This window comes from Anabaena azotica FACHB-119 (assembly GCF_014697625.1).
GTDB classification, from domain to species: Bacteria; Cyanobacteriota; Cyanobacteriia; order Cyanobacteriales; family Nostocaceae; genus Trichormus; species Trichormus azoticus_A.
On record NZ_JACJSG010000015.1, the window covers coordinates 36,686 to 57,994 of the forward strand.

Genomic DNA, 21,309 nt, shown 5'->3' on the forward strand with positions numbered 1-21,309 from the left:
TATGAGCATAAGGTATTATGAGTGACTCTACTAGCGATGAAAATACTCAAAAGGCTCAAGATAGTCAAAAGCTAGACCTCAAAACCAAGTTGGCTTATGGTGCTGGAGATTTAGGCCCGGCAATTACCGCTAATATTTCCATATTCTATCTATTAATTTTCTTTACAAACGTCGCTGGTATAGACATCGGTTTAGCTGGCGGTGTGTTAATAGTTGGGAAAATTTGGGATGCAATCAACGACCCTTTTGTGGGAGTGTTGACAGATAAAACCAAGTCTCGACGCTGGGGTCGTCGTTTACCTTGGATGTTATACGGAGCCATTCCTTTCGGAATTTTCTTTTTCTTACAGTGGATTGTACCGCGATTTAGTAGCAATCAAGATAGTAATGTTTGGGGTTTGTTGGGGTATTACGTAGTGATTGGGGTAATATCCCAAACGTTTTATACGGTAGTAAATTTGCCATATACCGCACTCACTCCAGAACTTACCCAAGATTATGACGAACGCACTAGCTTGAATAGTTTTCGCTTTGCCTTTTCCATTGGTGGCAGTATTTTATCCTTGTTACTAGCGCGAGAACTTTTCTCACGAGTACCTAATCAGGAACAACAATATATAGTTTATGTAGTTTTAGCAGCAATTTGCACTGTAATATCGGTTGCATCATTATATTGGTGTGTATTTGGATTGCGCGATCGCGTTTTGGCATTTGAAGCAAAACGCATCCAAGTTGAAGAACCCGCCTCTATTCCTTTTGTTGAACAACTAAAAATCGCTTTTAGCAATCGTCCTTTTCTATTTGTAATTGGCATATATCTGTGTTCTTGGTTAGGAGTGCAAATAACCGCTAGTATTATTCCCTTCTTTGTCCTTTACTGTATGTCTCTGACAAATTCAGACGTTGCCACAGTCCTGCTTGCAGTTCAAGCAACTGCCTTACTCATGTTATTTGTATGGACTGCTTTAAGTAAAAAACTGGGCAAAAAAATAGTTTATTTTCTGGGAATGATTTTGTGGATTATCGCCGCTTCTGCACTATATTTCTTACAGCCTGGGCAAATAGGTTTAATGTATTTGTTGGCTATCATGGCGGGGTTTGGTGTATCTACAGCTTACCTAGTTCCCTGGTCAATGATTCCCGATGTCATCGAATTAGACGAACTCCAAACAGGACAACGCCGAGAGGGAATTTTTTACAGCTTCATGGTTTTCTTGCAGAAACTAGGTTTAGCCTTCGGTTTATTTTTAGTAAGTCAAGCCTTACATACAGCAGGTTTTCAAGAAGTCAAACCTGGACAAAGCACACCACCAATACAACCAGAATCTGCACTTTTAGCTATCCGTATCGTCGTCGGGCCTTTAGCAGTCATCTGTTTAATTTTCGGCTTAATTTTAACCTACTTCTACCCCATCACCCGCGAAATGCACGCCCAAATTTTGTTACAACTACAAGAACGTCGGCAAAGAAGGGAGAGTCAATAGTCAACAGTCAACAGTCAACGTGCAGAGATTCACGATATTCTTGCCCTAACTGCATAGCTTCGTCGTATGCTGAGTTATCTTGACTAATTCTTTTTCTCTAGCTCAATTTATATAGTAGCGATCGCTTAACTTTTTCGCTTCTGTTTCAGAATCACAAATATCTATCGTCGGCTTCAATGACTGGTTAAGCCTAAGTTAATAATTCCACTGATTGAGAATCACAAATCGATTATTCAGTATGTATTCTGCTGTTTCCAAGTTGGCGATCGCTTTGACTATTATCTGATAACTCATGTTTTTGGCAGCATCAGAATTTTGATAAACAGCCAAAATTCCTGAATGTATTGGGTTGGCTTGATGCAACTCATGGAAGTCATCACAATTGCGCGTCAGCAGCACTCGCTGATTTTGTCTTGCATAATCTAACACAACTGAATCAGGACGATTCATCAAACCCACTGCATTGACTGTGACTACATCGTGACCTGCTGCTTGAAGAAGATTCACTAAATATTTTGCTTGAGAATCTTCATCAAGCAACATTCGTAGACTCAAGCGTAACTCCTTTAGCTTCTAAACGATGACGTTCTTCATCAGCTTCTAATTTCAGTAGTTCTTGATGACTTTCACAATAACTAATCGCTTCACAGATAGCGGATATGGGTAAATCCCAGTTTTCTGCAGCTTGTTCTGGTGACATCTCATTTGCAATCATGTCTTGCCAAACAGTTGAAGCAAGTAGTTTACGTCCTTTAATATAAAGTTGTTTACGCCAAGAGTGAGGACGCGCAACTAGATACTGCCAGTTGTCCATCTGAGGCTGGTCTTGCAGGGATTGAATTACAGCGTTAATCAAAGCAAGGCGATCGCTTACTGGAAGTCTACAGGCTTGTTCCTTCAGTTCTTGCAAAGACATAGGAAAACCCTCAAACAGAGGTTTGCATCTTAATTTTAGTACATTTGATTATTGAGTTTGCTGGTGTAAAAACAGACTGGGATGAAGGCGATCAGATTAATGAATTTTTTCGAGTTCAAATTCAAGTTTTAACAACTCCTTCTGATAATCTTGCACCGCTTGACGAAGTAAAAATTCTCTATTAGTTTTTTCCCAAATTTTTAACCCTCTTTCGGAGAAAGGTATAACCATATTATGTGCAACAGCTAAAAAGTTTTGGAACTGTTGACCAAGGTCTTTACATTCTATAGGAGGAACACCCAAATTACTTGACTCATGATAAACTTTAGTTAATTCAATCTCAAAATTTGACATCTGACTAACATATTCCAATTCATCTAATTTCCCTGAATCGTACTTATTTATCACCTCTTTGATTCCAGCAACTATATTTTTTACTATATCCCTAATTTTAAGCATGGAATCCAAATAATCTTCTTTCCTAACCTCAGATGCAGTTAGTAAATTTGATAAATCTCTATATTTTTCGTTCCAATCGACGATTATTCCACCATCAATAGATTCGCCCTCTAACCTCATAGGTGAAAATTCAGGAGCTAAGTTTTCACTAATCCATTGAGTTCTACATATCCAATTTGTTCTGCTTAAATCATCTAGAGATAAGTAAATAAAAAGCCAAATAACGTCTGTGTTTTTGCCTTTCCAATGTTCTTTGGCTGTTGTGTTTCTATAGTATTGTCTAGTTGTTAAATCAGCATTCACCTCTTTTATGATTTGATAAATCTCATATTTGTTTAACTCTCTGCTCAAAACTATATTAGCAGAATACCTTTTTGCTACAGCATGACTTTTATCGCTTAAAGAAATAATAATATACTTATTATGTGCAGTTAATTTTCTACTAAAATTTTGAATTGCTTCTTTAGAGTTTTGCTCAACTTTGTTTTCAAATGGGACAATTAATTTCCAGCCTTTTCCAGTATTTTGGACAGTTTCTTGATTAACTATTTGCCAATATGCAATTTCTTCTTTGATATTATATAGAATAACTAGTACAGGTAAGGAATGTTCTTGCCAATACTCTAGATGTTTTGTTTCACCGCGAAAGATGATCCCGGTTTCTGTTTTTTCTTTAAACCAGCTATCTCCTGATTTTATTTGTAATGCAATTAGTTTGCCTGTGGCTTGTTCATTTTCAACTATCTCAACATGAGCGTCAATACCATAGTCTTCTATGGGTTGCTCACGAAATATCCAACCTAATTTAGTGAAGAGTAGTTGTGTACTAGTAACACCAATTCTTCCTATTTGTGAATTTGCATCAGCTTTCATAAAACTTCCGATTTCTATTTATTATTTATTTTACATGAGTTCACCCTGCGGCATAGGTTTCTGAATAATCTGACCATCAATGTACTCACTGGCAGGTTTTGTTTCTGGTAGTTTCAGAAACTCCTCTATTGTCAAAGCTTGGGATGGTGTCTGTACCATTGGTGGATTCCTTGAGAATGCCAGATTGTCAAACAATCAAAGCAGGACTTTTTAACGGGACAAGTGCTTTATGTAGCACACTAGGTTTGGCACACAGATACACTTGACTAGAATTTTTTTCGTTGTATCCAACAACTACAGCGCCTATGGTTTGACCAATTTCAGGATACATTTGCTCATTCATTTCTCCTTCATCTAAAAAATCTGGGATTTTAATTAACCCCTTGACTAAAGATTCACCAATATCTACAAACACACCAAAAGGAGTATGATATTCCACTTTCCCCTGGACAAACTGACCTAGCTGGTACTTAGACTTGATTTGTTCCCAATTTTTACTATCCATGATGTCTACCGTGGTTTAAGAACTCGTGGAAATTGGTTGAGGATGGGAAACAGACTTTGAGGAATGACTACCTCAATGCGATCGCATCCGTCTTTTTCATCATAGCGATACTCAAGTGGCTTAAAAAGTGTGCTGCCGTAACCATTCAATGAACGCATCGCGCTTGAGATTACCTGATGCTACCATCAAAATAATTTGTTCTTGTTCATCAACGGTAGCAATAATTTCCATGCCATTTAATATCAGAAAAGTTTCCATTGCCGCATGACCAGTGCGCTTATTGCCATCAAGAAATGGATGATTCATGATAATTGAAAAGCCTAAAGTAACAGCTTTGTCAATGACGTTTGGATACAAATCTTCACCGCCAAATGTCATGCGAGGTTGAGCGATCGCCGATTCCAAGCTACCTAAATCCCGGATACCTATCGCTCCTCCTGACTGTTCAATAATCTGGTAATGCAAATTCAGCACCTCAATTAATGACAGATAACGTATCATGCTAAACGTCGGTAAAGTTCAGCATTTTTTTTCAGTACATAATTTGCTGCTTCATTAAAATCACTTTTTTGCTCACTTAACCATTCTTCTATGCTGGCACTCAGCAAAGCTTCCAGAGAAATTCCATGCAGTTTTGCTAATTCTTGTAACTTTTGTAATTGGTTATCTGGAATATCAATAGTAATAGAAGCCATTGATTTATCTCCTACCTTGGCGAATAAAGTGTATATTTATCGAAAATTATCTAAACAACAGCCGCCTCTGCAATTGCTCCCTGCATTTTACTCATTGCATCAATCAAACTTTGCAATTGTTGATCAGCTTTCAGCACTGCTAAACCGCGCACTGTCACCTTACCAGGAGAGTAAACAAAGCGTGTCTTGAGATGTTCTGGTAAATTCGCCGCCAGTAAATTCCAAGCGGGTTCTTCCATTGGCGTTTCTAAAACTACGTGCTGTTTATTCTCTGGTTTGATGCGGCTAAATCCTAATTTCTTCGCCAATTGTTTCAGTTCCATCACCCGCAAGAGTTGATTGGCGCTGACTGGTAAAGTACCATAGCGATCGCTCCACTCGCCTGCAATCTGCGTTAACTCTTCTTTCGACTTCGCCGCCGCAACTGCACGATATGCACTCATCTTTTGGTCAATATCAGGAATATAATCAGCCGGGATAAAGGCGGTGAGGTTGAGGTCGATTTGGGTATCGTCAACTTTAGGAATTTCTTGACCGCGAATTTCCCTAATTGACTCCTCCAACATTTCCATGTACAAATCAAAACCAATGGCTTCCATTTGACCGGACTGTTCTGCACCTAGCAAGTTACCCACACCCCGAATTTCCATGTCACGCATTGCTAGTTGATAGCCGGAACCCAGTTGCGTAAATTCTTGAATCGCTCGTAATCTCTGCCTTGCCGCATCCGATAAGGCGCGTTGTTTAGGATAAAATAACCATGCGTGGGCTTGAATCCCCGCACGTCCTACCCTTCCCCGTAACTGGTAAAGTTGCGATAACCCGAAGCGGTGAGCATCTTCAATTAAGATGGTGTTGACACGGGGAATATCTAACCCAGATTCAATAATTGTTGTACACACTAATATATCTGCTTCACCATTGCTAAAAGTGAGCATGGTTGATTCTAACTCGCTCTCGTCCATTTGCCCGTGAGCGATCGCAAATCTCGCACCCGGAACCATTTCCCGCAATGCGGTTGTTGTCTCCTCAATTCCCTCCACGCGGGGAACCACATAAAACACCTGTCCGCCTCGATCCAATTCTTGACGAATTGCACTGCGTATGGTTTCCGGTTGTTTGGGTGCAAGATGGGTTTTAATTGGTCTTCTGGTGGGGGGTGGTGTGGTAATTAAACTCATTTCCCTGATCCCCGATAAAGACATATACAGGGTGCGAGGGATGGGTGTGGCGGAGAGAGTCAAAACATCAAGTTGGGTTTTTAAAGTTTTGATTTTTTCCTTTTGGTTCACCCCAAACCGTTGTTCCTCATCTATTACCAACAACCCTAAATCTTTGAAGTTGACACCCTTACCTAAAAGTTGGTGTGTCCCCACAACTACATCTAACTCACCCGTTGCTAATCGTTTTTGAATATCCCGCCGTTCCTCTGCTGTGCGGAAACGGTTAAGTAACCCGATATTTACAGGATAGGGTGCAAAGCGTTCTTTCAGGGTGTGGTAATGTTGTTGAGTAAGAATTGTGGTAGGTGCTAAGAGTGCAACTTGTTTACCAGCCGTCACCGCCTTGAAAATGGCGCGTATCGCTACTTCCGTCTTCCCAAAACCCACATCACCACATACTAACCGATCCATTGGGCGATCGCTTTCCATATCCCGTTTCACATCTTGGACAGCTTTTAGCTGGTCGGTTGTGGGTTGGTAAGGGAAAGAATCTTCCATTTCCTCTTGCCAAGGCATATCTTGAGGATAGGCGAAACCTTGCTGTTGCGATCGCGCCGCGTATAATTTCAGCAAGTCCACCGCTAATTTCTTAATCGCCTTACGGACGCGGTTCTTAGTATTATCCCAAGCTTTCCCCGTCATCTTGTGCAGTTCCGGCGCTTTATCTCCCGTACTACGGAACCGAGATAAAGACCCGACTTGATCAGCCGCTACCCTTAACAGACCATCAGCATACTGCACCACGATATAATCACGGGTTTCATCGTTAATTGTCAGACTTTCCAGCTTGACAAACTTGCCAATCCCATGACTTTTGTGAACTACATAATCTCCCGGACGCAGCTTATTGGGGTCAACTTGCTTAGAAGCCGCCTTGCGCCGTTTACGGATATAACTTGGTGTCGCTAGGGAGTGCTGACCGTAAAATTCCCGGTCAGTGATGACTACTAGACGATAGGTAGGGAGAATAAAACCTTCCAACTCCGCCAAACCAGAATATTTTATGGCTACAGGTGTATGGTTGATTACCAACTTGTCAATTGCTTGATAATCGCGGGGATTGGGGATAAACTGGGCTGGACAATCGTGTTCTTGGAGTAGGGAAACAGAACGGGAAGGCTGCGCCGAGAGTAACCAGATAGAGAAATTGCGATCGCGCTCTTGTCTTAATGTATCTGCTAATTTAGCAAACTGATGGGGTGTTACAGGCACAGACCGACTCGCCAAATTGATCCCGCTATTTTCCTCAGCTAATTCTGATAAATATAAAGTTTTAAATCGAGTTACATCAGCCAAACATTCCTCAAAAGACCGATGAATCTTCGGTAATTGTACAGTGCCTAGATCCTCTTCCCCAGTCCCCAGCGACCATTGTTCCTCCGCATTTTCCACCCAGCGATCGCTATGTGCATGACATTGTTCTGGCTCATCAATCGCAATTATAGTATTCTCAGGCAAATAATCTAACACTGATGCAGGTTGCCCAAAAGCCAAACCCAAAAACCGCCGCGTCCCTTCTATAACTTGCGATTCTTCTGTCCCAAAGGGATCAGAACTTAACTCAGCACTCAGCAGTTGGAACTCAGCACTATCTTTCAGCGCAGTTGTCACAATAGGGGCAAAGCTTGTAGGTGTAAGCACAATTTGGGGTATTTTGTCAAGCGCTGAACGTTGAGTATTGGGATCAAATTCCCGTATTTGCTCAATTTCATCACCAAACCATTCCAAACGCACTGGTAATTCTGAGGAAACTGGGAAGACATCAACAATATCACCGCGCCGACTCCATTGTCCCTCAGTTTCCACCAAGGGAACCCGTTCGTATCCCAAAGTAGTAATTTTCTCGCTGAAAGTATCTAAATCAAATTCCAGCCCCCGCTTGAGCGTGAGACAAAAAGGCGTAAAAGCATCAGGCGGTGGTAAATGAGGTTGTAAAGCCCCAACAGTCGCCACAACAGCTATTTTATTTTGTTGACTATTGACTGTTGACTGTTGACTATTGACTGTTGACTGTTGACTATTGACTATTGACTGTTGACTATTGACTATTGACTGTTGACTCTTCAACAAATCAGCCAAAACCTGCATTTGACCCCAAGTCATTTCCGTTTCCGGGTCAAATGGTTCGTAGGGAGAGGCTTCCGATGTGGGGTAAAAATGTACTGTAGACCATCCCATCGCCTCCAACTGGGCGTAGGCGCGTCCGGCTTCTTCTAAGGTGGCACAGACAACAAATAAATTACTACCACAATTCTGAGCCAATGCCGAGGCTACCAAGCCTTTGGGTAAGCGGGGAATACCATTTAAGCGTAAATCCTGTTGACGATTAAGCTTAGAAAGTAACTCAGTAGTGAGTGGCGATCGCGCCAAGGCACGCACAATAGAAGAAAATGCCATAAGTTGGGAGTCGTTGCAGAACAGAAATCGAGAGATAGCCTATGTCAACTATTTTAGAAGTCTTAACACTCCTCTTAATATTTCTGTAGAACAATCATAGTGAACAAGTTCAGGAATCCATAAAAAACATCAACCCCTAGCCTGTAGCCTCGAAGCGTTAAAGCTACTAACCTGTGTATAGTTAAAGCATTGTTTCACTAACCTCACCCTTCTAGGGTGAGGATTGGAATAACCAATTATTCCAACGCAAGAAGTGAATAGCCAGTTGAGACACAATCTAGTACACACTTCCGAATGTTTCGGTAGTTCGGACTATTTGTAAGCCTGATTGGTACAGGCGTTAGATAAAGCCCTTACGGGTTCGCCAGTTGCCTACGGAGGGAAACCCTCCTACAGCACTGGACTCACTAAGACATCTTGATTGTGTTGGGCGAAGCGACTAAAACAATTTTGGGTTATACCAACAATGCGAGTGCCAGTAGTAGACAACAATCACCAACCGCTAATGCCCACAACTGCGGCAAGAGCGAGGAAGTGGATAGAAAAAGGTAAAGCCATAAAACGCTGGTCAGACTGTGGGCAGTTCTACGTTCAATTACTAGTAGAACCGTCTGGAAGTAACACCCAGGATGTTGTTATCGGGATAGACCCAGGTAAAAAGTTTTCTGGTATTGGTGTTCAGTCTGTCAAATTTACACTGTACACGGCCCACTTAATCTTGCCGTTTCCAGCAGTGCGTGACCGCATGGACGCAAGACGATTAATGCGTCGTGGTCGTAGAGGAAGAAGAATTAACCGTAAAGCTGAATTTCCATCACGCGCACACAGACAGCGAAGATTTAACAATCGTCGCCAAGGCAAACTTCCACCTTCAATCCGCACTAATCGTCAACTAGAACTGAGAATAGTTTCTGAACTGTGTAAAATCTACCCAGTCTCAGAGATTAGATACGAGTATGTTCGCGCTGACGTGGATTTAACCAATAGACGTAAAAAAGCGAAATCTGGTAAAGGTTTCTCTGCGGTGATGGTTGGGCAGAAGTGGATGCTGAGTCAGTTAGGACGGTTTGCCCCAGTAGTTAAGATCGAAGGCTATCAAACAGCATCGACTCGCAAACATTTAGGACTAGCCAAGAACAACACAGACAAATCAAAGTCTGAGTTTAACACTCATGCTGTTGATGGTGTAGCTATTGCGGCAACAGCTTTTGTCGAATATCGCCAGTACCACACAGCAAAAGTCGATGGTGGTGATTGGTTTGGCAGTGTTGCCATTACGCCTGCGTTATTCAAAGTCATTCTTCGTCCTCCCTATTCTCGTCGTCAGTTGCACTTGATGGTTCCAGTAAAGGGTGGTGTACGTCGTAAATATGGAGGTTCTACAACTCGTCATGGTCTACCTAAGGGGGATTTGGTCAGTTCTCCTAAAGGTATTGGCTATGTGTCAGGAGACACAGAAAAACAAGTATCTGTCAGCAATGCTAACTGGAAAAGGTTAGGGCAGATTGCTTCTAGCAAAGTACAATTAATTTGTCGTTCCAACGGGTTAATTGTAGCCTAGAAGAATTTGTAAAGCCGTCCTTCGCTTGTCTGCGACACGCTACGCGAACGCTGGCATGACGGGGTTTTTACTCATTTTTCTGATGAGCAACCCTCTAATACTGGATACTAAGGATTGAGCGAAGTTCGCTCCATATAGCGGCAATTCATAATCATGTCCTCCATCACTGTTGAAATTTTAATCATTTTCGTACTAATTATTGCCAACGGTATTTTTTCTATGTCCGAGATGGCAATTGTCTCGGCGCGGAAAGTAAGGTTACAGCAACTCGCTAATCAAGGAGATGCTAAGGCAAAAGCAGCCCTGAAACTGGCGGAGTCTCCCAATAACTTTCTCTCTACTGTACAAATAGGTATTTCCCTCATTGGTATCCTGACTGGTGCTTTTGGGGGAGCGACAATTGCTAGCAGACTAGCAGTTTACGTCAAACTCATACCATTTTTAGCACCTTACAGTGAAGCGATCGCCTTCGGAATTGTAGTTGTAATTATCACCTATCTATCGCTAATTATTGGTGAACTAGTGCCGAAGCGCCTAGCCTTAAACAGCCCCGAACGCATTGCATCTGTCGTCGCCATCCCGATGCGGGCTTTGGCAGCTTTAGCTTCCCCTGCTGTACATTTACTAAGTGCTTCTACTGACTTGGTACTGCGAATTTTAGGAATTACGCCTTCTGATGAACCACAAGTTACAGAAGAAGAAATTAAAATCCTGATTGAGCAAGGTACAGAAGCTGGAACCTTTGAGGAAGCAGAACAGGACATGGTAGAGCGAGTATTTCGATTAGGCGATCGCCCCGTCAGTTCCTTTATGACACCCCGTCCTGATATCGTTTGGTTAGATTTAGAGGACACCACCGAAGAAAATCGCCAAAAGATGACCGAAAATGGTTATTCCCGTTATCCAGTGTGCCAGGGAGGACTGGACAATGTACTGGGAATTATTCCCGTTACCGACTTACTCGCCCGCAGTTTTCGCGGAGATGCCCTAGATTTAACAGTAGGATTGCGCCAACCTGTGTTTGTTCCCGAAAGCACCCGTGGCTTAAAAGTTTTAGAATTATTTAAACAGACTATTACGCACATGGCGCTAGTCGTCGATGAATACGGCGTAATCCAAGGATTAGTCACCCTGAACGACATCATGAGTGAAATCGTTGGCGATGTCCCCTCCGCCGATGGCGAAGAAGAACCCCAAGCCGTGCAAAGAGAGGATGGTTCCTGGCTACTCGATGGAATGCTACCAGTAGAAGATTTCTTTGAACTGTTTGGTTTAGAAGAATGGGACTTTGAAGAACGCGGTAGTTATCAAACCCTTGGTGGCTTCGTCATCACCCATCTCGGCCGCATCCCCGCCGCCACCGATCATTTTGAATGGCAAAATATGCGTATCGAGGTAATGGACATGGATGGCAACCGCGTTGATAAAGTGCTAGTAGTACCGAAAGCCGATAAGGTAGCAGATACCGAACAAGCTGAGTAACCAGCAGTAAAGAAAAACTAATGACTGTTGACTGTTGACTGTTGACTATGGACTAATGACTAATGACAAACAGATAGGTAAAGGCAGGTTGCGTTCATGGCATATTCCTGGTTTAAAGCATTTCATATTGTTGGTATCGTCGTTTGGTTTGCTGGTTTGTTCTACTTGGTAAGGTTATTCATCTATCATGTGGAAGCCAACCAAGAACCAGAACCAGCGCGGACGATACTGAAAAATCAGTATCAAATCATGGAAAAACGGCTTTACAACATTATCACCACACCGGGAATGTTGTTAACAATTGCAATGGCGATCGGTTTAATCAGTACAGAACCCGAAGTTTTAAAACAAGGCTGGTTACACTTTAAACTGTTATGCGTCGCTTTACTGATTGGTTATCATCATTACTGTAGTCGGTTAATGAAAAAGTTAGCCGCCGACGAATGTCGCTGGACTAGTCAGCAGTTAAGAGCGCTGAATGAAGCCCCCACAGTCATGTTAGTAGTTATCGTCATGCTGGCTGTCTTCAAAAACAACCTGCCAACTGATCTCACTGCTTGGCTAATTTTTGCCCTAGTGATATTTATGGCAGTCACAATCCAACTTTACGCCAGAAAACGCCGATTAGACAAAGAAAAGCTCACAGCCCAAATCGGACAAATCCAAGAACAAAGCTAGTCTCTGTCGTCCACCGTATATTATTGTGGTGGGCATTGCCCACCCTACTGATCCCTTGCCGATACGAATACAGGGAACAGAACAGCCTCAAACCTGTCACCTGTACCCTGTCCCCTATCCCCTATTCACTACTCCCCAGTAATAGACAATTCCTCAACCCAAATTCGAGGAGCCACACCACCTGGAGTTAAAGCCACTTCCTTTTCCACATAGATAATTGACTTCAAAAGTTCCAAGAAATCACCAGCCACAGTTGCTGATTCAATACTTGTTCTTACACCTTTGTTAATCAACCAACCATCAAAAGGTAAAGAAAACGAGCCTTGCAAAGATTTCACACCAGCGTGTAAAGCGTGTAAATCATCAATCAAAACCACATTTTCTGCTGTTTCCAAACTAAATTGTTGCTCAGAATCCCCAGATGCAAACACATGATAAAAGTTAGGACTAACAGAAACTTTAGCCCCAATACTAGCATTACCTGTAGGTTGAGCATTTAACCTTTTCGCAGTTCCCGCACTGTGAAGAAAGCCTGTTAAAATCCCATTTTCTATCAATGCAACCTGACGAGTTGGCGTACCTTCACCATCAAAAGTTTCCGCACCTATATTAGCTGGATGCAACGCATCATCATACAATGACAACAAAGGCGAAGCAATTTGCTTACCTATATCATCGGGAGTAGACAGGCTTTGTTTATCAAGGATGTTTTGAGCGTTGAATAAATTAGAAAACGCGCCTAAAAGACTCAAGAAAGCTTCCGGTGAAAAAACAACCTGATATTTACCAGTTTTGATTTTCTCGTAATTTAGATGACTAATTGTTTTTTCAGCAGTTTCTTGGATACATCCATTAATATCCAAACTTTCTAAACTCCGATTGATTCTAAAAGCCCCAGCACTACGTGGCTTTTTGCCTTCCTCATCAGTTTTGCTATAAAGATAAACTGAAGCCAAAGATACAGATTCAGTTCTTAAAGCGCCAGCACTATTGAGATAGAATCTATCAATATCTCTTTGTGCTAAACCGTTATAGGGTACACTTTGGATTGCTGGATGAGCAGCCAATAATTCTTTTTCCGCCACCAACAGTTTTTCTATCAGTTCCGAAACAGGAGCTTGAGGCGCTTTTTCGTTCAAGATATTGTCAATGGGAACAGTAGCCTCTGGACTAAAATCAGGTGCGTTTTCCTTAACACCAAAAAAACTGGCTTCATAAGCAGTTTTTAAAGCCAATTCTAACCCTTGAGGATCTACATCTGTGGTGCTAGTAATGCCTATGGTATTGTCATCATTCCAAACACGCACAGTCACCCCAGAGCGATTTGAGGCTTTAACTTGTTTTGGCTCACCTTGGTCAACCTGTACACTCGTTTCATCTACAGTTGAGCCATAAATGTCAAATTTTTGGATGCCCAGCTTTTGAGCATTGTCTTGGGCATAATTGGCAATTTCATGAATATTCGGCATGGCAATTCAAAGTTCAAAAATATTTGATGTCTTCTTAGCTTCTATCGGCAAATCTCACTAATATCTGCTCTTTTCTACAGATTTAGTTTGTAGTAAGGACTTCAGTCCTCATATCTTTTATCTTAACCACTTGCTTATTGCTGTATTTTGTAGGGTGGGCATTGCCCACCTCCTTACTAAGAGGTGGAAGATGTCAGATATAGAACTTGCACTTGATGCTTGAATTATATGTAGAGTAGGTCATATTCACCAAAATCATTTTCAGGTGAGCAATACTTACCCTACGTCTAGGAATCCGAATTGATTGTTGAAAAAATCTAAGTATCTGTAGGGTGGGCATTGCCCACCAAAACCATGATACTGTGGGCAATGCCCACCCTACGTATATTTCAGAAATCAAATATGAATCCTATATACTTATATTTTCCAATCATCAAATCGGATTTCTATAATTTTGAGGACTAAAGTCCTCACTACGAACCAATCTAAAATTCCTAACGTCCACCGACGGTTATGGAATCAACTTTAATGTGGGGTTGTCCTACAGTAGTGTAGATACTGCCACTAACAGAACCGCAAAAACCCGGCGCAAGTTCTAAATCTTGGGAACACATGGAAATTTTGTTCATAATTTCCTTAGCTTCACCGATGAGAGTCGCACCTTTTAATGGTTTGGTAACTTTACCATTTTCAATTAAATAGGCTTCATCAACGCTAAAGTTAAATTGACCAGTAGCGCCAACACTACCACCACCCATTTTTTTGCAGTAAATACCTTTATCTACCGAGGCGAATAAATCTTCAATTGAATAGTCACCAGTAGCGATGTAAGTATTACGCATTCGGCTAGCCGCAGCAAAGGTATAATTCTGGCGACGACCACTACCCGTCCGGGGGTGTCCAGTACGCCAAGAACCAGTTCTGTCTGCTAAGAAGTTTTTCAAAACACCTTTTTCAATCAGGAGGGTTCTTTGGGCTGGCATACCTTCGTCATCCATGTCAATTGTGCCGAAGGCGTTATCGGCTCGTCCTTCATCCCAAGCTGTTAAGCTTTCGTGGGCAATTTTTTCACCTTTCTTATCAGCAAAGGGTGTGGTGTTGCGTTCGATTTGGGTTGTTTCTAATAGGTGTCCACAGGCTTCATGGAAAATCACTCCACCAAAGTGATTCGCCATGATAATTGGATAAGTACCCGATTCTACATAATCTGCATAGAGCATTTTACCCGCAGATTCGGCAATTTGCTCGGCGGCTTGTTGATAATCCCAAGTTCTCAGGAAGTTAGCATCGCTGGTATTACCTGCACGTTCACCAATCGAAGCTCGATGAGCGCCATCAGCACATAGTAGGCTAAATCCTACTGATTGAGTCAGGCGAATATCACGAGCAAAAGTGCCATCACTGGCTGCAACTAATACTTCTTGCCAATCCCGGAAATAAGTCGCACGACGAGATTGTACATGGCTGGCTTTTTGCTTGAGGGATGCTGTCCCATCAAGCAGGATTTCCCCCATTTCCCGGATAGAACTACATAGAGGTAGCCAGCCATCTTTACCGCGTTTGCTGGAGTAGTCTCTGAGTAATTCTAGGTTAATTTCTGGAATAAAAGCACTAGGGGCTGGTAATTGTAAGCCTAAGATAGATAAACCTTTCTCTAAAGCTGCTTTTAAGCCAGAAAATGATAAGTCGTTTGTACTGACGTAGCAGTCGGCTTTGCCACGAAATACTCTGACTCCTGCCCCAGTGGTCAGGCTTGGTGAAATACTTGTAATAGTATCGTCTTCTGCCAAACTACTAATGTAATTACGGCGTTCTAGAAAAAATTCCACAAAATCAGCACCAGCTGCACGTCCTAAACCCAAGAGGGTAGCCAAGGGCGCTTCCCAAGTTTCATCGAAGCGCTCTGGGGTTGACGAATATTGCAGGTTAGGAAGTTGATTTGAAAGAAGTAGGGTACTTGTAAGCATGAATAGCCTCGTCTGCTGGCGTTATCAGAGATTTGACTGAAAAATCCTGGTTTCATCAGTCTAACAAATCGCTGAAAGCCCTATGAGGGAGATTAGCTCTACAAAAATTGGGGTGTTGCCGAACATAGGTACTAATTGAGGCAAGCTGGAGAGGCTAGGGAAACTGGGGAATAAATTTTTTATTTGTTAAATCATCTAGCAATTACATAACACCGAAATTGGTTTTTTGTATTAGAAATAACTTGATATTAACACAACATACATTTACTTAGATACATACAAAATTCATATAATCTTTAAGTATATTTGACATTTTAATATCTATACTTTTATTTAAGTAGGCTACTGGTTTAAAAAAGCTTTTTACTAGCAAATATTTTTCTAGTAATAAAGTATTAAAAGTAGCTTAATAATAACAGCTTAAGACATACATATCAAAATCAAAGTGTGAAGAGTAAAGATTGTATATTTTCCTAACAATCTCTATTTATTTCCTTATATTTAACGGCTCGCTAGTTTATATCAGCAACTCATAGGCAAATTTTTATTATTTTAATAAAGTTGTCTATAGATTAATTATTTCTATAATTAGTCTGTTTTGAAAGTTTTATAAAGTATTTTTGTTTTCTTTAGCAAAAAGGTATTTAAATGTTTTAGAGAAAGACATAGCTAATCTTTAATAAAAGATATATTTTCAAAAGGATAATTTGCCAACCATGAATTATTAGTCTAATAACAGCATATTTATACTTTAATACTTTCACTAAAAATTGGGAAGTACCAAGTATAAAGAAAGTATTAATGTATTATTTATTCAAGGTCAAACAAGTTCAAATAGCAGGAATAAACAATGAAAAATTAGCTTTTTATCTCATAGATAAAAACAAAAAAATCATAAAAATAACTAAACAAGACTAGTACTGAATAATCAATAAAATATGAGACGAAAATTTTTAAAATACTTGAGTTTATTTCTTTGCACTGTATTAGTAATCCTATGTATAGGGAGTATTACTGAATATACAGTGGCTCAAACAAAGTTATCGGAAACCACTAGACAAGTCAGTGCGATCGCCTTCAGTCCTGATGGGACTACCGTAGCTGATGGCATTGAAGATGGTCAGATAGCTCTGGTTGATATCAACAAAGGCAAACTCAGCAAAACCTTGCCTGGTCACTCATCTCGTGTAACGGGCCTAGTTTTTAGTCCCAATGGTAAAACTCTTAATAGCGTCGGACGAGACACGGTACTCCGCAGTTGGGACATCGCCACAGGAAAACAAACTCTAAGATTACAGGGGCCAGAAAACCCACCCAGAACAATTGCTATAAGCCAGAATGGTCAGATGATCGCTACGGCTGGAGAAGACCCCAAAGTTCACTTATGGGATGTATCAACCGAAAAATTGATTCATGTTCTTTCAGGACACAAAAACTTTGTTAACGGCATAGCCTTCAATCGCAATGGCAAGATTTTAGCTAGTGGTGACGATAACGGTTTACTCATCCTCTGGGATACAACCACAGGTAAAGCTTTGAGAAGCATTCAAGGACACATGGCAGCAGTTACAGATGTTGCCTTTAGCACAGATGGAAAAACCCTAGCCAGTGTCAGTCAAGATCAAACAGCAAGATTGTGGAATGTAGACACAGGTGAACCAGTTCAGGTATTCCGTGATGCAACTGAACCATTGCAGACAGTGCGTTTCAGCCCGAATGGAGATACATTAATCGCCACTGGGAAGAACATTATTTATTTTTGGAACACAAAAACTAATAGTTTGCGCTTAAAGCTCAACTCACTCGATACCTCAGAGATAACTGCGATCGATGTGAGCTTAGATGGAAAAAACTTAGCCACAGCCAATAAAGATGGTTATACGGCTGTGTGGGATGTAGAGTCTGGGGTACGTAAGCAGAATGTGAAGGTAACAGACCTAGTACCCGCCACCAATAATAAATCATCCAACCTCAACAAAAACTTAAAAGCACAGAAATCTACTAGCTCCATCAAAACTGATACTAGTAGTTTTACAGAAACATTATTAGCCGCCATACCACCAGCAACAGGTGGGCCAATCTTACTTGTGACCAGTACAGCTAATCGTTTTAGTGAGTACTACGCCGAAATTCTCCGGAATGAAGGTCTCAACTATTTTGCTGTTAGTGACATCTCATCAGTAACATCAACGACTTTGGCTAACTACGATGTTGTCCTTCTGGCGGAAATGAACCTAAGCTCGGCTCAGGTGACAACATTTAACAATTGGGTTCAAAATGGTGGCAATTTAATTGCCATGCGTCCTGACAAGCAACTGGCAAGCTTACTAGGGCTAACTGATGCCAACTCCACATTATCCGACGCTTATCTGTTGGTTAATAACTCCACCTCTGCTGGTAAAGGTATTGTCAATCAAACTATCCAGTTCCACGGAATAGCCGACCGCTATACCCTCAATGGTGCTGATAGCATAGCCACCCTTTACACAAATGCAACAACATCAACCTCTAATCCTGCCGTCACTCTGCGTAGTGTTGGTAATGGTCAGGCGGCTGCATTTACCTACGATTTAGCTCGTTCTATTGTCTACACTCGTCAAGGTAATCCCACTTGGGATCAACAAGAGCGTGATGGTTTTTCGCCCATCCGCTCCGACGATTTGTTCTATGGCAATGCTAGTGGTGATGTCAAACCAGATTGGGTTGACCTGAATAAAGTGGCAATCCCGCAAGCCGATGAGCAACAAAGGCTATTGGCAAATCTAATTATCAACATGAACCAGTCGAAAAAACCATTACCCCGCTTTTGGTATTTTCCCCATGGTAAAAAAGCGGTGGTGATGATGACTGGGGACGATCACGCTAACGGGGGAACAGCCGGAAGATTTGACCAATTTATCAACCAAAGTCCACCAGGGTGTTCAGTCGATGATTGGCAGTGCATCAGAGGTACATCATATATATATGCTCTGTCTGAACCTATTACCAATGCACAGATGTCTAGTTACAATGCTCAGGGATTTGAAATATCGCTGCATCTAAATACAAATTGTGAAAATTATCAAACTTCCACATTAACTAACCCTCCATCATTACAGTCACTTTATCAACAGCAAGTGGCAGACTTTACCAGCAAATATCCCAGTCTTCCTGCCCCTACTACTCAAAGACATCACTGCTTAGTCTGGAGTGACTGGTTTAGCACGCCACAAGTTGAGTCTAATTACGGCATCAGATTAGATACAACATACTATTACTGGCCGCCCGCTTGGATTAATAACAGCCCTGGATTCTTCACAGGTTCTGGTATGCCAATGCGCTTTGCCAATAAAAATGGGGAAATGATTGATGTCTATGGCGCAGCTACCCAATTAACTGATGAATCTGGACAGTCTTATCCTTACACCATCGATACTCTACTTGATCGGGCAATTGGGACACAGGGGTATTACGGTGTTTTCAACGTTAACGCCCATACTGATTCCCCCAACTCATCAGAGTCTGATGAGGTAGTAGCATCTGCAAAAGCTCGCGGTGTACCAGTTGTCTCTGCTAAACAAGTTTTAAAATGGCTTGATGGTCGTAATAGTTCGTCTTTCGGGTCGTTTAACTGGAGTAATAACGCTCTTAACTTCACAATTACCAAAGCTACAAATACAGCGAATCTAACAACTAACGGTTTGCAAGCAATGTTACCAACAGTGTTTGGTAACACTACCCTCAGCAGTCTTACCCGCAATGGTAATAGTGTTGCTTATACCACTCAAATAATTAAAGGTATTGAGTATGCCTTTTTCTCTGGTGATAGCGGTGCTTATGTTGCTACATACACAGTAGATACCTCAGCACCGACAGTCACAGCAAATAGCCCCAGCAATAGTGCTACAGGCGTGAGTACATCACCTAACATTACTGCTAGCTTCAGTAAAGCCATCAATCCAGCAACAGTAACTAGTAGTACCTTTGAGTTACGTGATGCCAGCAATACACTCGTCCCTGCCACAGTCAGCTACAACGCGGCTAGCCAGACAGCAACGTTAACACCGAGCAGTGCATTGTCCACCTCCACGCTGTACACTGCTACTGTCAAGGGTGGTACAAACGGAGTCAAAGATACTGCTGGTAATGCTTTAGCGGCAGACTTCTCTTGGTCATTCACAACTACCGCCTCTACAGCACCAACTTCTTCTAGTATCTGGAATAACTCAGCCACACCAACCACAGCATCAGTAGGAGATAGCAATGCCGTGGAATTGGGAGTGAAATTCCGTAGCGATGTGGATGGCTACATTACTGGCATCAAATTCTACAAAGGTAGTCAAAACACAGGAACACACATCGGCAATTTGTGGACAAGTACAGGAACAAAACTAGCCACAGCCACCTTCAGCAATGAAACCACTTCTGGTTGGCAGCAGGTGAACTTTGATCAGCCAGTAGCGATTACAGCTAATACTGTATACGTAGCCTCCTACCATACAAATGTCGGTCGCTACGCTTTAAACCAAGGATACTTTACTAACTCTGGAGTGAATAACCCACCACTGTATGCACTGAGAAATGGTGAAAATGGAGGTAATGGTGTTTACAAATATGGAGCTACAAGCAATTTCCCCACTGATACCTACCAATCAAGTAACTACTGGGTTGACGTGGTGTTTACTACCAGCACTGCACCCGATACTACACCGCCGACAGTCACAGCAAATAGCCCCAGCAATGGTGCTACAGGTGTGAGTACATTACCTAACATTACTGCTAGCTTCAGTGAAGCCATAAATTCGGCAACAGTAACTAGTAGTAGCTTCGAGTTACGTAATGCCAGCAATACACTCATCCCTGCCACAGTCAGCTACAACGCGGTTAGCCGTACCGCCACACTGACACCGAGCAGTGCATTGTCCATCTCCACGCTCTACACTGCTACTGTCAAGGGTGGTGCAAACGGAATCAAAGATACGGCTGGTAATGCTTTAGCAGCAGACTTTTCTTGGTCATTCACAACTACCGCCTCTACAGCACCAACTTCTTCTAGTATCTGGAATAATTCAGCAACTCCGGCAAACCTCTCAGATCCTGATACTAGTGCAGTGGAATTGGGAGTAAAATTCCGCGCTGATGTGGATGGCTCAATTACAGGTATCCGCTTTTACAAAAGTATTCAAAACACAGGCACACATATTGGCAATCTGTGGAGTAGTAGTGGTCAGTTGTTGGCAACAGCAACATTCACCAATGAGACTGCTTCTGGTTGGCAGCAAGTGAATTTTAATACTCCTGTACCGATTACCGCTAACAGCGTTTATGTGGCTTCCTACCATACAAATGTCGGTCGCTACTCGACAAGTGTCGGATACTTTGCCAACTCTGGATTCAGCAATCCACCACTTTATGCGCTCAAAAACGGAGAAAGTGATGGTAACGGTGTTTATAAATATGGTGCAAGCGGGTTCCCTACTGGCACTTACCAGTCAACTAATTATTGGGTCGATGTTGTCTTTACTCCCAATTAAAGCCCGAATTCAGTGATTGGCTATTTTATTTCTTACCCTCTTTATAGGGTAAGAAAAATTTTTCACCAGCCAAATGTTTTTCAATTT

General features: G+C 41.9%; 15 protein-coding genes and 1 pseudogene. 5 read left to right on the top strand and 11 right to left on the bottom strand.

What is annotated here, in order from left to right:
- Window positions 1-17: 17 nt before the first annotated feature.
- On the top strand, window positions 18-1,484 hold the full coding sequence (locus H6G83_RS12880) for an MFS transporter (RefSeq protein WP_190472389.1): 1,467 nt from the start codon (window positions 18-20) through the stop codon (window positions 1,482-1,484).
- A gap of 195 nt (window positions 1,485-1,679) precedes the next feature.
- On the opposite strand, the gene H6G83_RS12885 is transcribed toward H6G83_RS12880, so the two are convergent.
- The 9 genes and pseudogenes from H6G83_RS12885 to mfd form a co-directional block, all read right to left on the bottom strand.
- On the bottom strand, window positions 1,680-2,039 hold the full coding sequence (locus tag H6G83_RS12885; RefSeq protein ID WP_242044578.1) for a DUF5615 family PIN-like protein: 360 nt from the start codon (window positions 2,037-2,039) through the stop codon (window positions 1,680-1,682).
- Window positions 2,017-2,400 carry a hypothetical protein gene (locus H6G83_RS12890; protein ID WP_190472390.1) on the bottom strand — a complete coding sequence of 128 codons (384 nt, stop codon included), beginning with the start codon at window positions 2,398-2,400 and terminating at the stop codon, window positions 2,017-2,019. Before H6G83_RS12890 ends, H6G83_RS12885 begins: the two co-directional genes overlap by 23 nt.
- A gap of 96 nt (window positions 2,401-2,496) precedes the next feature.
- Window positions 2,497-3,732, bottom strand: coding sequence for a DUF4365 domain-containing protein (locus H6G83_RS12895; RefSeq protein WP_190472393.1), 1,236 nt, complete (start codon window positions 3,730-3,732; stop codon window positions 2,497-2,499).
- 39 nt (window positions 3,733-3,771) lie between these two features.
- Window positions 3,772-3,891: pseudogene (locus H6G83_RS12900) on the bottom strand (Uma2 family endonuclease); the annotation flags it as partial.
- A 28-nt stretch (window positions 3,892-3,919) separates the two neighbouring features.
- A complete protein-coding gene (locus H6G83_RS12905; protein WP_190472397.1) occupies window positions 3,920-4,237 on the bottom strand; it encodes a S1 RNA-binding domain-containing protein in 318 nt (105 codons plus the stop codon).
- Between the two features lie 5 nt (window positions 4,238-4,242).
- On the bottom strand, window positions 4,243-4,395 hold the full coding sequence (locus H6G83_RS12910) for a hypothetical protein (protein WP_190472399.1): 153 nt from the start codon (window positions 4,393-4,395) through the stop codon (window positions 4,243-4,245).
- On the bottom strand, window positions 4,358-4,738 hold the full coding sequence (locus tag H6G83_RS12915) for a type II toxin-antitoxin system death-on-curing family toxin (RefSeq protein ID WP_190472402.1): 381 nt from the start codon (window positions 4,736-4,738) through the stop codon (window positions 4,358-4,360). The genes H6G83_RS12910 and H6G83_RS12915 overlap by 38 nt, the downstream gene beginning before the upstream one ends.
- Entirely contained in the window at window positions 4,735-4,932 is a 198-nt protein-coding gene (locus H6G83_RS12920) for a DNA-binding protein (RefSeq protein ID WP_190472404.1), read from the bottom strand. The genes H6G83_RS12915 and H6G83_RS12920 overlap by 4 nt, the downstream gene beginning before the upstream one ends.
- A gap of 50 nt (window positions 4,933-4,982) precedes the next feature.
- The gene (gene mfd, locus H6G83_RS12925; RefSeq protein ID WP_190472407.1) at window positions 4,983-8,552 is read right to left on the bottom strand and encodes a transcription-repair coupling factor; all 3,570 of its coding nucleotides are present in this window, start codon (window positions 8,550-8,552) and stop codon (window positions 4,983-4,985) included.
- A gap of 466 nt (window positions 8,553-9,018) precedes the next feature.
- Here mfd and H6G83_RS12930 point away from each other — a divergent pair, with 466 nt between their 5' ends.
- From H6G83_RS12930 to hemJ, 3 genes are all read left to right on the top strand, one after another.
- A complete protein-coding gene (locus tag H6G83_RS12930; RefSeq protein ID WP_190472410.1) occupies window positions 9,019-10,113 on the top strand; it encodes an RRXRR domain-containing protein in 1,095 nt (364 codons plus the stop codon).
- Window positions 10,114-10,266: 153 nt separating this feature from the next.
- On the top strand, window positions 10,267-11,595 hold the full coding sequence (locus tag H6G83_RS12935) for a hemolysin family protein (protein WP_190472414.1): 1,329 nt from the start codon (window positions 10,267-10,269) through the stop codon (window positions 11,593-11,595).
- A 96-nt stretch (window positions 11,596-11,691) separates the two neighbouring features.
- A complete protein-coding gene (hemJ, locus tag H6G83_RS12940) occupies window positions 11,692-12,273 on the top strand; it encodes a protoporphyrinogen oxidase HemJ (protein ID WP_190472417.1) in 582 nt (193 codons plus the stop codon).
- A 128-nt stretch (window positions 12,274-12,401) separates the two neighbouring features.
- Here hemJ and H6G83_RS12945 read toward each other — a convergent pair whose 3' ends face one another.
- Window positions 12,402-13,742: a TldD/PmbA family protein gene (locus H6G83_RS12945; protein WP_190472420.1), complete on the bottom strand. Its 1,341-nt coding sequence runs from the start codon at window positions 13,740-13,742 to the stop codon at window positions 12,402-12,404.
- Between the two features lie 494 nt (window positions 13,743-14,236).
- Window positions 14,237-15,709, bottom strand: coding sequence for a TldD/PmbA family protein (locus tag H6G83_RS12950; RefSeq protein WP_190472422.1), 1,473 nt, complete (start codon window positions 15,707-15,709; stop codon window positions 14,237-14,239).
- A gap of 1,025 nt (window positions 15,710-16,734) precedes the next feature.
- Here H6G83_RS12950 and H6G83_RS12955 point away from each other — a divergent pair.
- Window positions 16,735-21,222, top strand: a complete 4,488-nt coding sequence (locus tag H6G83_RS12955; RefSeq protein WP_313935965.1) for a DUF4082 domain-containing protein — start codon at window positions 16,735-16,737, stop codon at window positions 21,220-21,222.
- The last annotated feature ends 87 nt before the right edge of the window (window positions 21,223-21,309 follow it).

Bases quoted from the DNA above. Each gene is read 5' to 3' on its own strand.
- H6G83_RS12880 (WP_190472389.1), top strand. From the start codon at position 18: ATGAGTGACTCTACTAGCGATGAAAATACTCAAAAGGCTCAAGATAGT.
- H6G83_RS12890 (WP_190472390.1), bottom strand. From the start codon at position 2,400: ATGTCTTTGCAAGAACTGAAGGAACAAGCCTGTAGACTTCCAGTAAGC.
- H6G83_RS12895 (WP_190472393.1), bottom strand. From the start codon at position 3,732: ATGAAAGCTGATGCAAATTCACAAATAGGAAGAATTGGTGTTACTAGT.
- H6G83_RS12905 (WP_190472397.1), bottom strand. From the start codon at position 4,237: ATGGATAGTAAAAATTGGGAACAAATCAAGTCTAAGTACCAGCTAGGT.
- H6G83_RS12910 (WP_190472399.1), bottom strand. From the start codon at position 4,395: ATGCGTTCATTGAATGGTTACGGCAGCACACTTTTTAAGCCACTTGAG.
- H6G83_RS12915 (WP_190472402.1), bottom strand. From the start codon at position 4,738: ATGATACGTTATCTGTCATTAATTGAGGTGCTGAATTTGCATTACCAG.
- H6G83_RS12920 (WP_190472404.1), bottom strand. From the start codon at position 4,932: ATGGCTTCTATTACTATTGATATTCCAGATAACCAATTACAAAAGTTA.
- mfd (WP_190472407.1), bottom strand. From the start codon at position 8,552: ATGGCATTTTCTTCTATTGTGCGTGCCTTGGCGCGATCGCCACTCACT.
- H6G83_RS12930 (WP_190472410.1), top strand. From the start codon at position 9,019: ATGCGAGTGCCAGTAGTAGACAACAATCACCAACCGCTAATGCCCACA.
- H6G83_RS12935 (WP_190472414.1), top strand. From the start codon at position 10,267: ATGTCCTCCATCACTGTTGAAATTTTAATCATTTTCGTACTAATTATT.
- hemJ (WP_190472417.1), top strand. From the start codon at position 11,692: ATGGCATATTCCTGGTTTAAAGCATTTCATATTGTTGGTATCGTCGTT.
- H6G83_RS12945 (WP_190472420.1), bottom strand. From the start codon at position 13,742: ATGCCGAATATTCATGAAATTGCCAATTATGCCCAAGACAATGCTCAA.
- H6G83_RS12950 (WP_190472422.1), bottom strand. From the start codon at position 15,709: ATGCTTACAAGTACCCTACTTCTTTCAAATCAACTTCCTAACCTGCAA.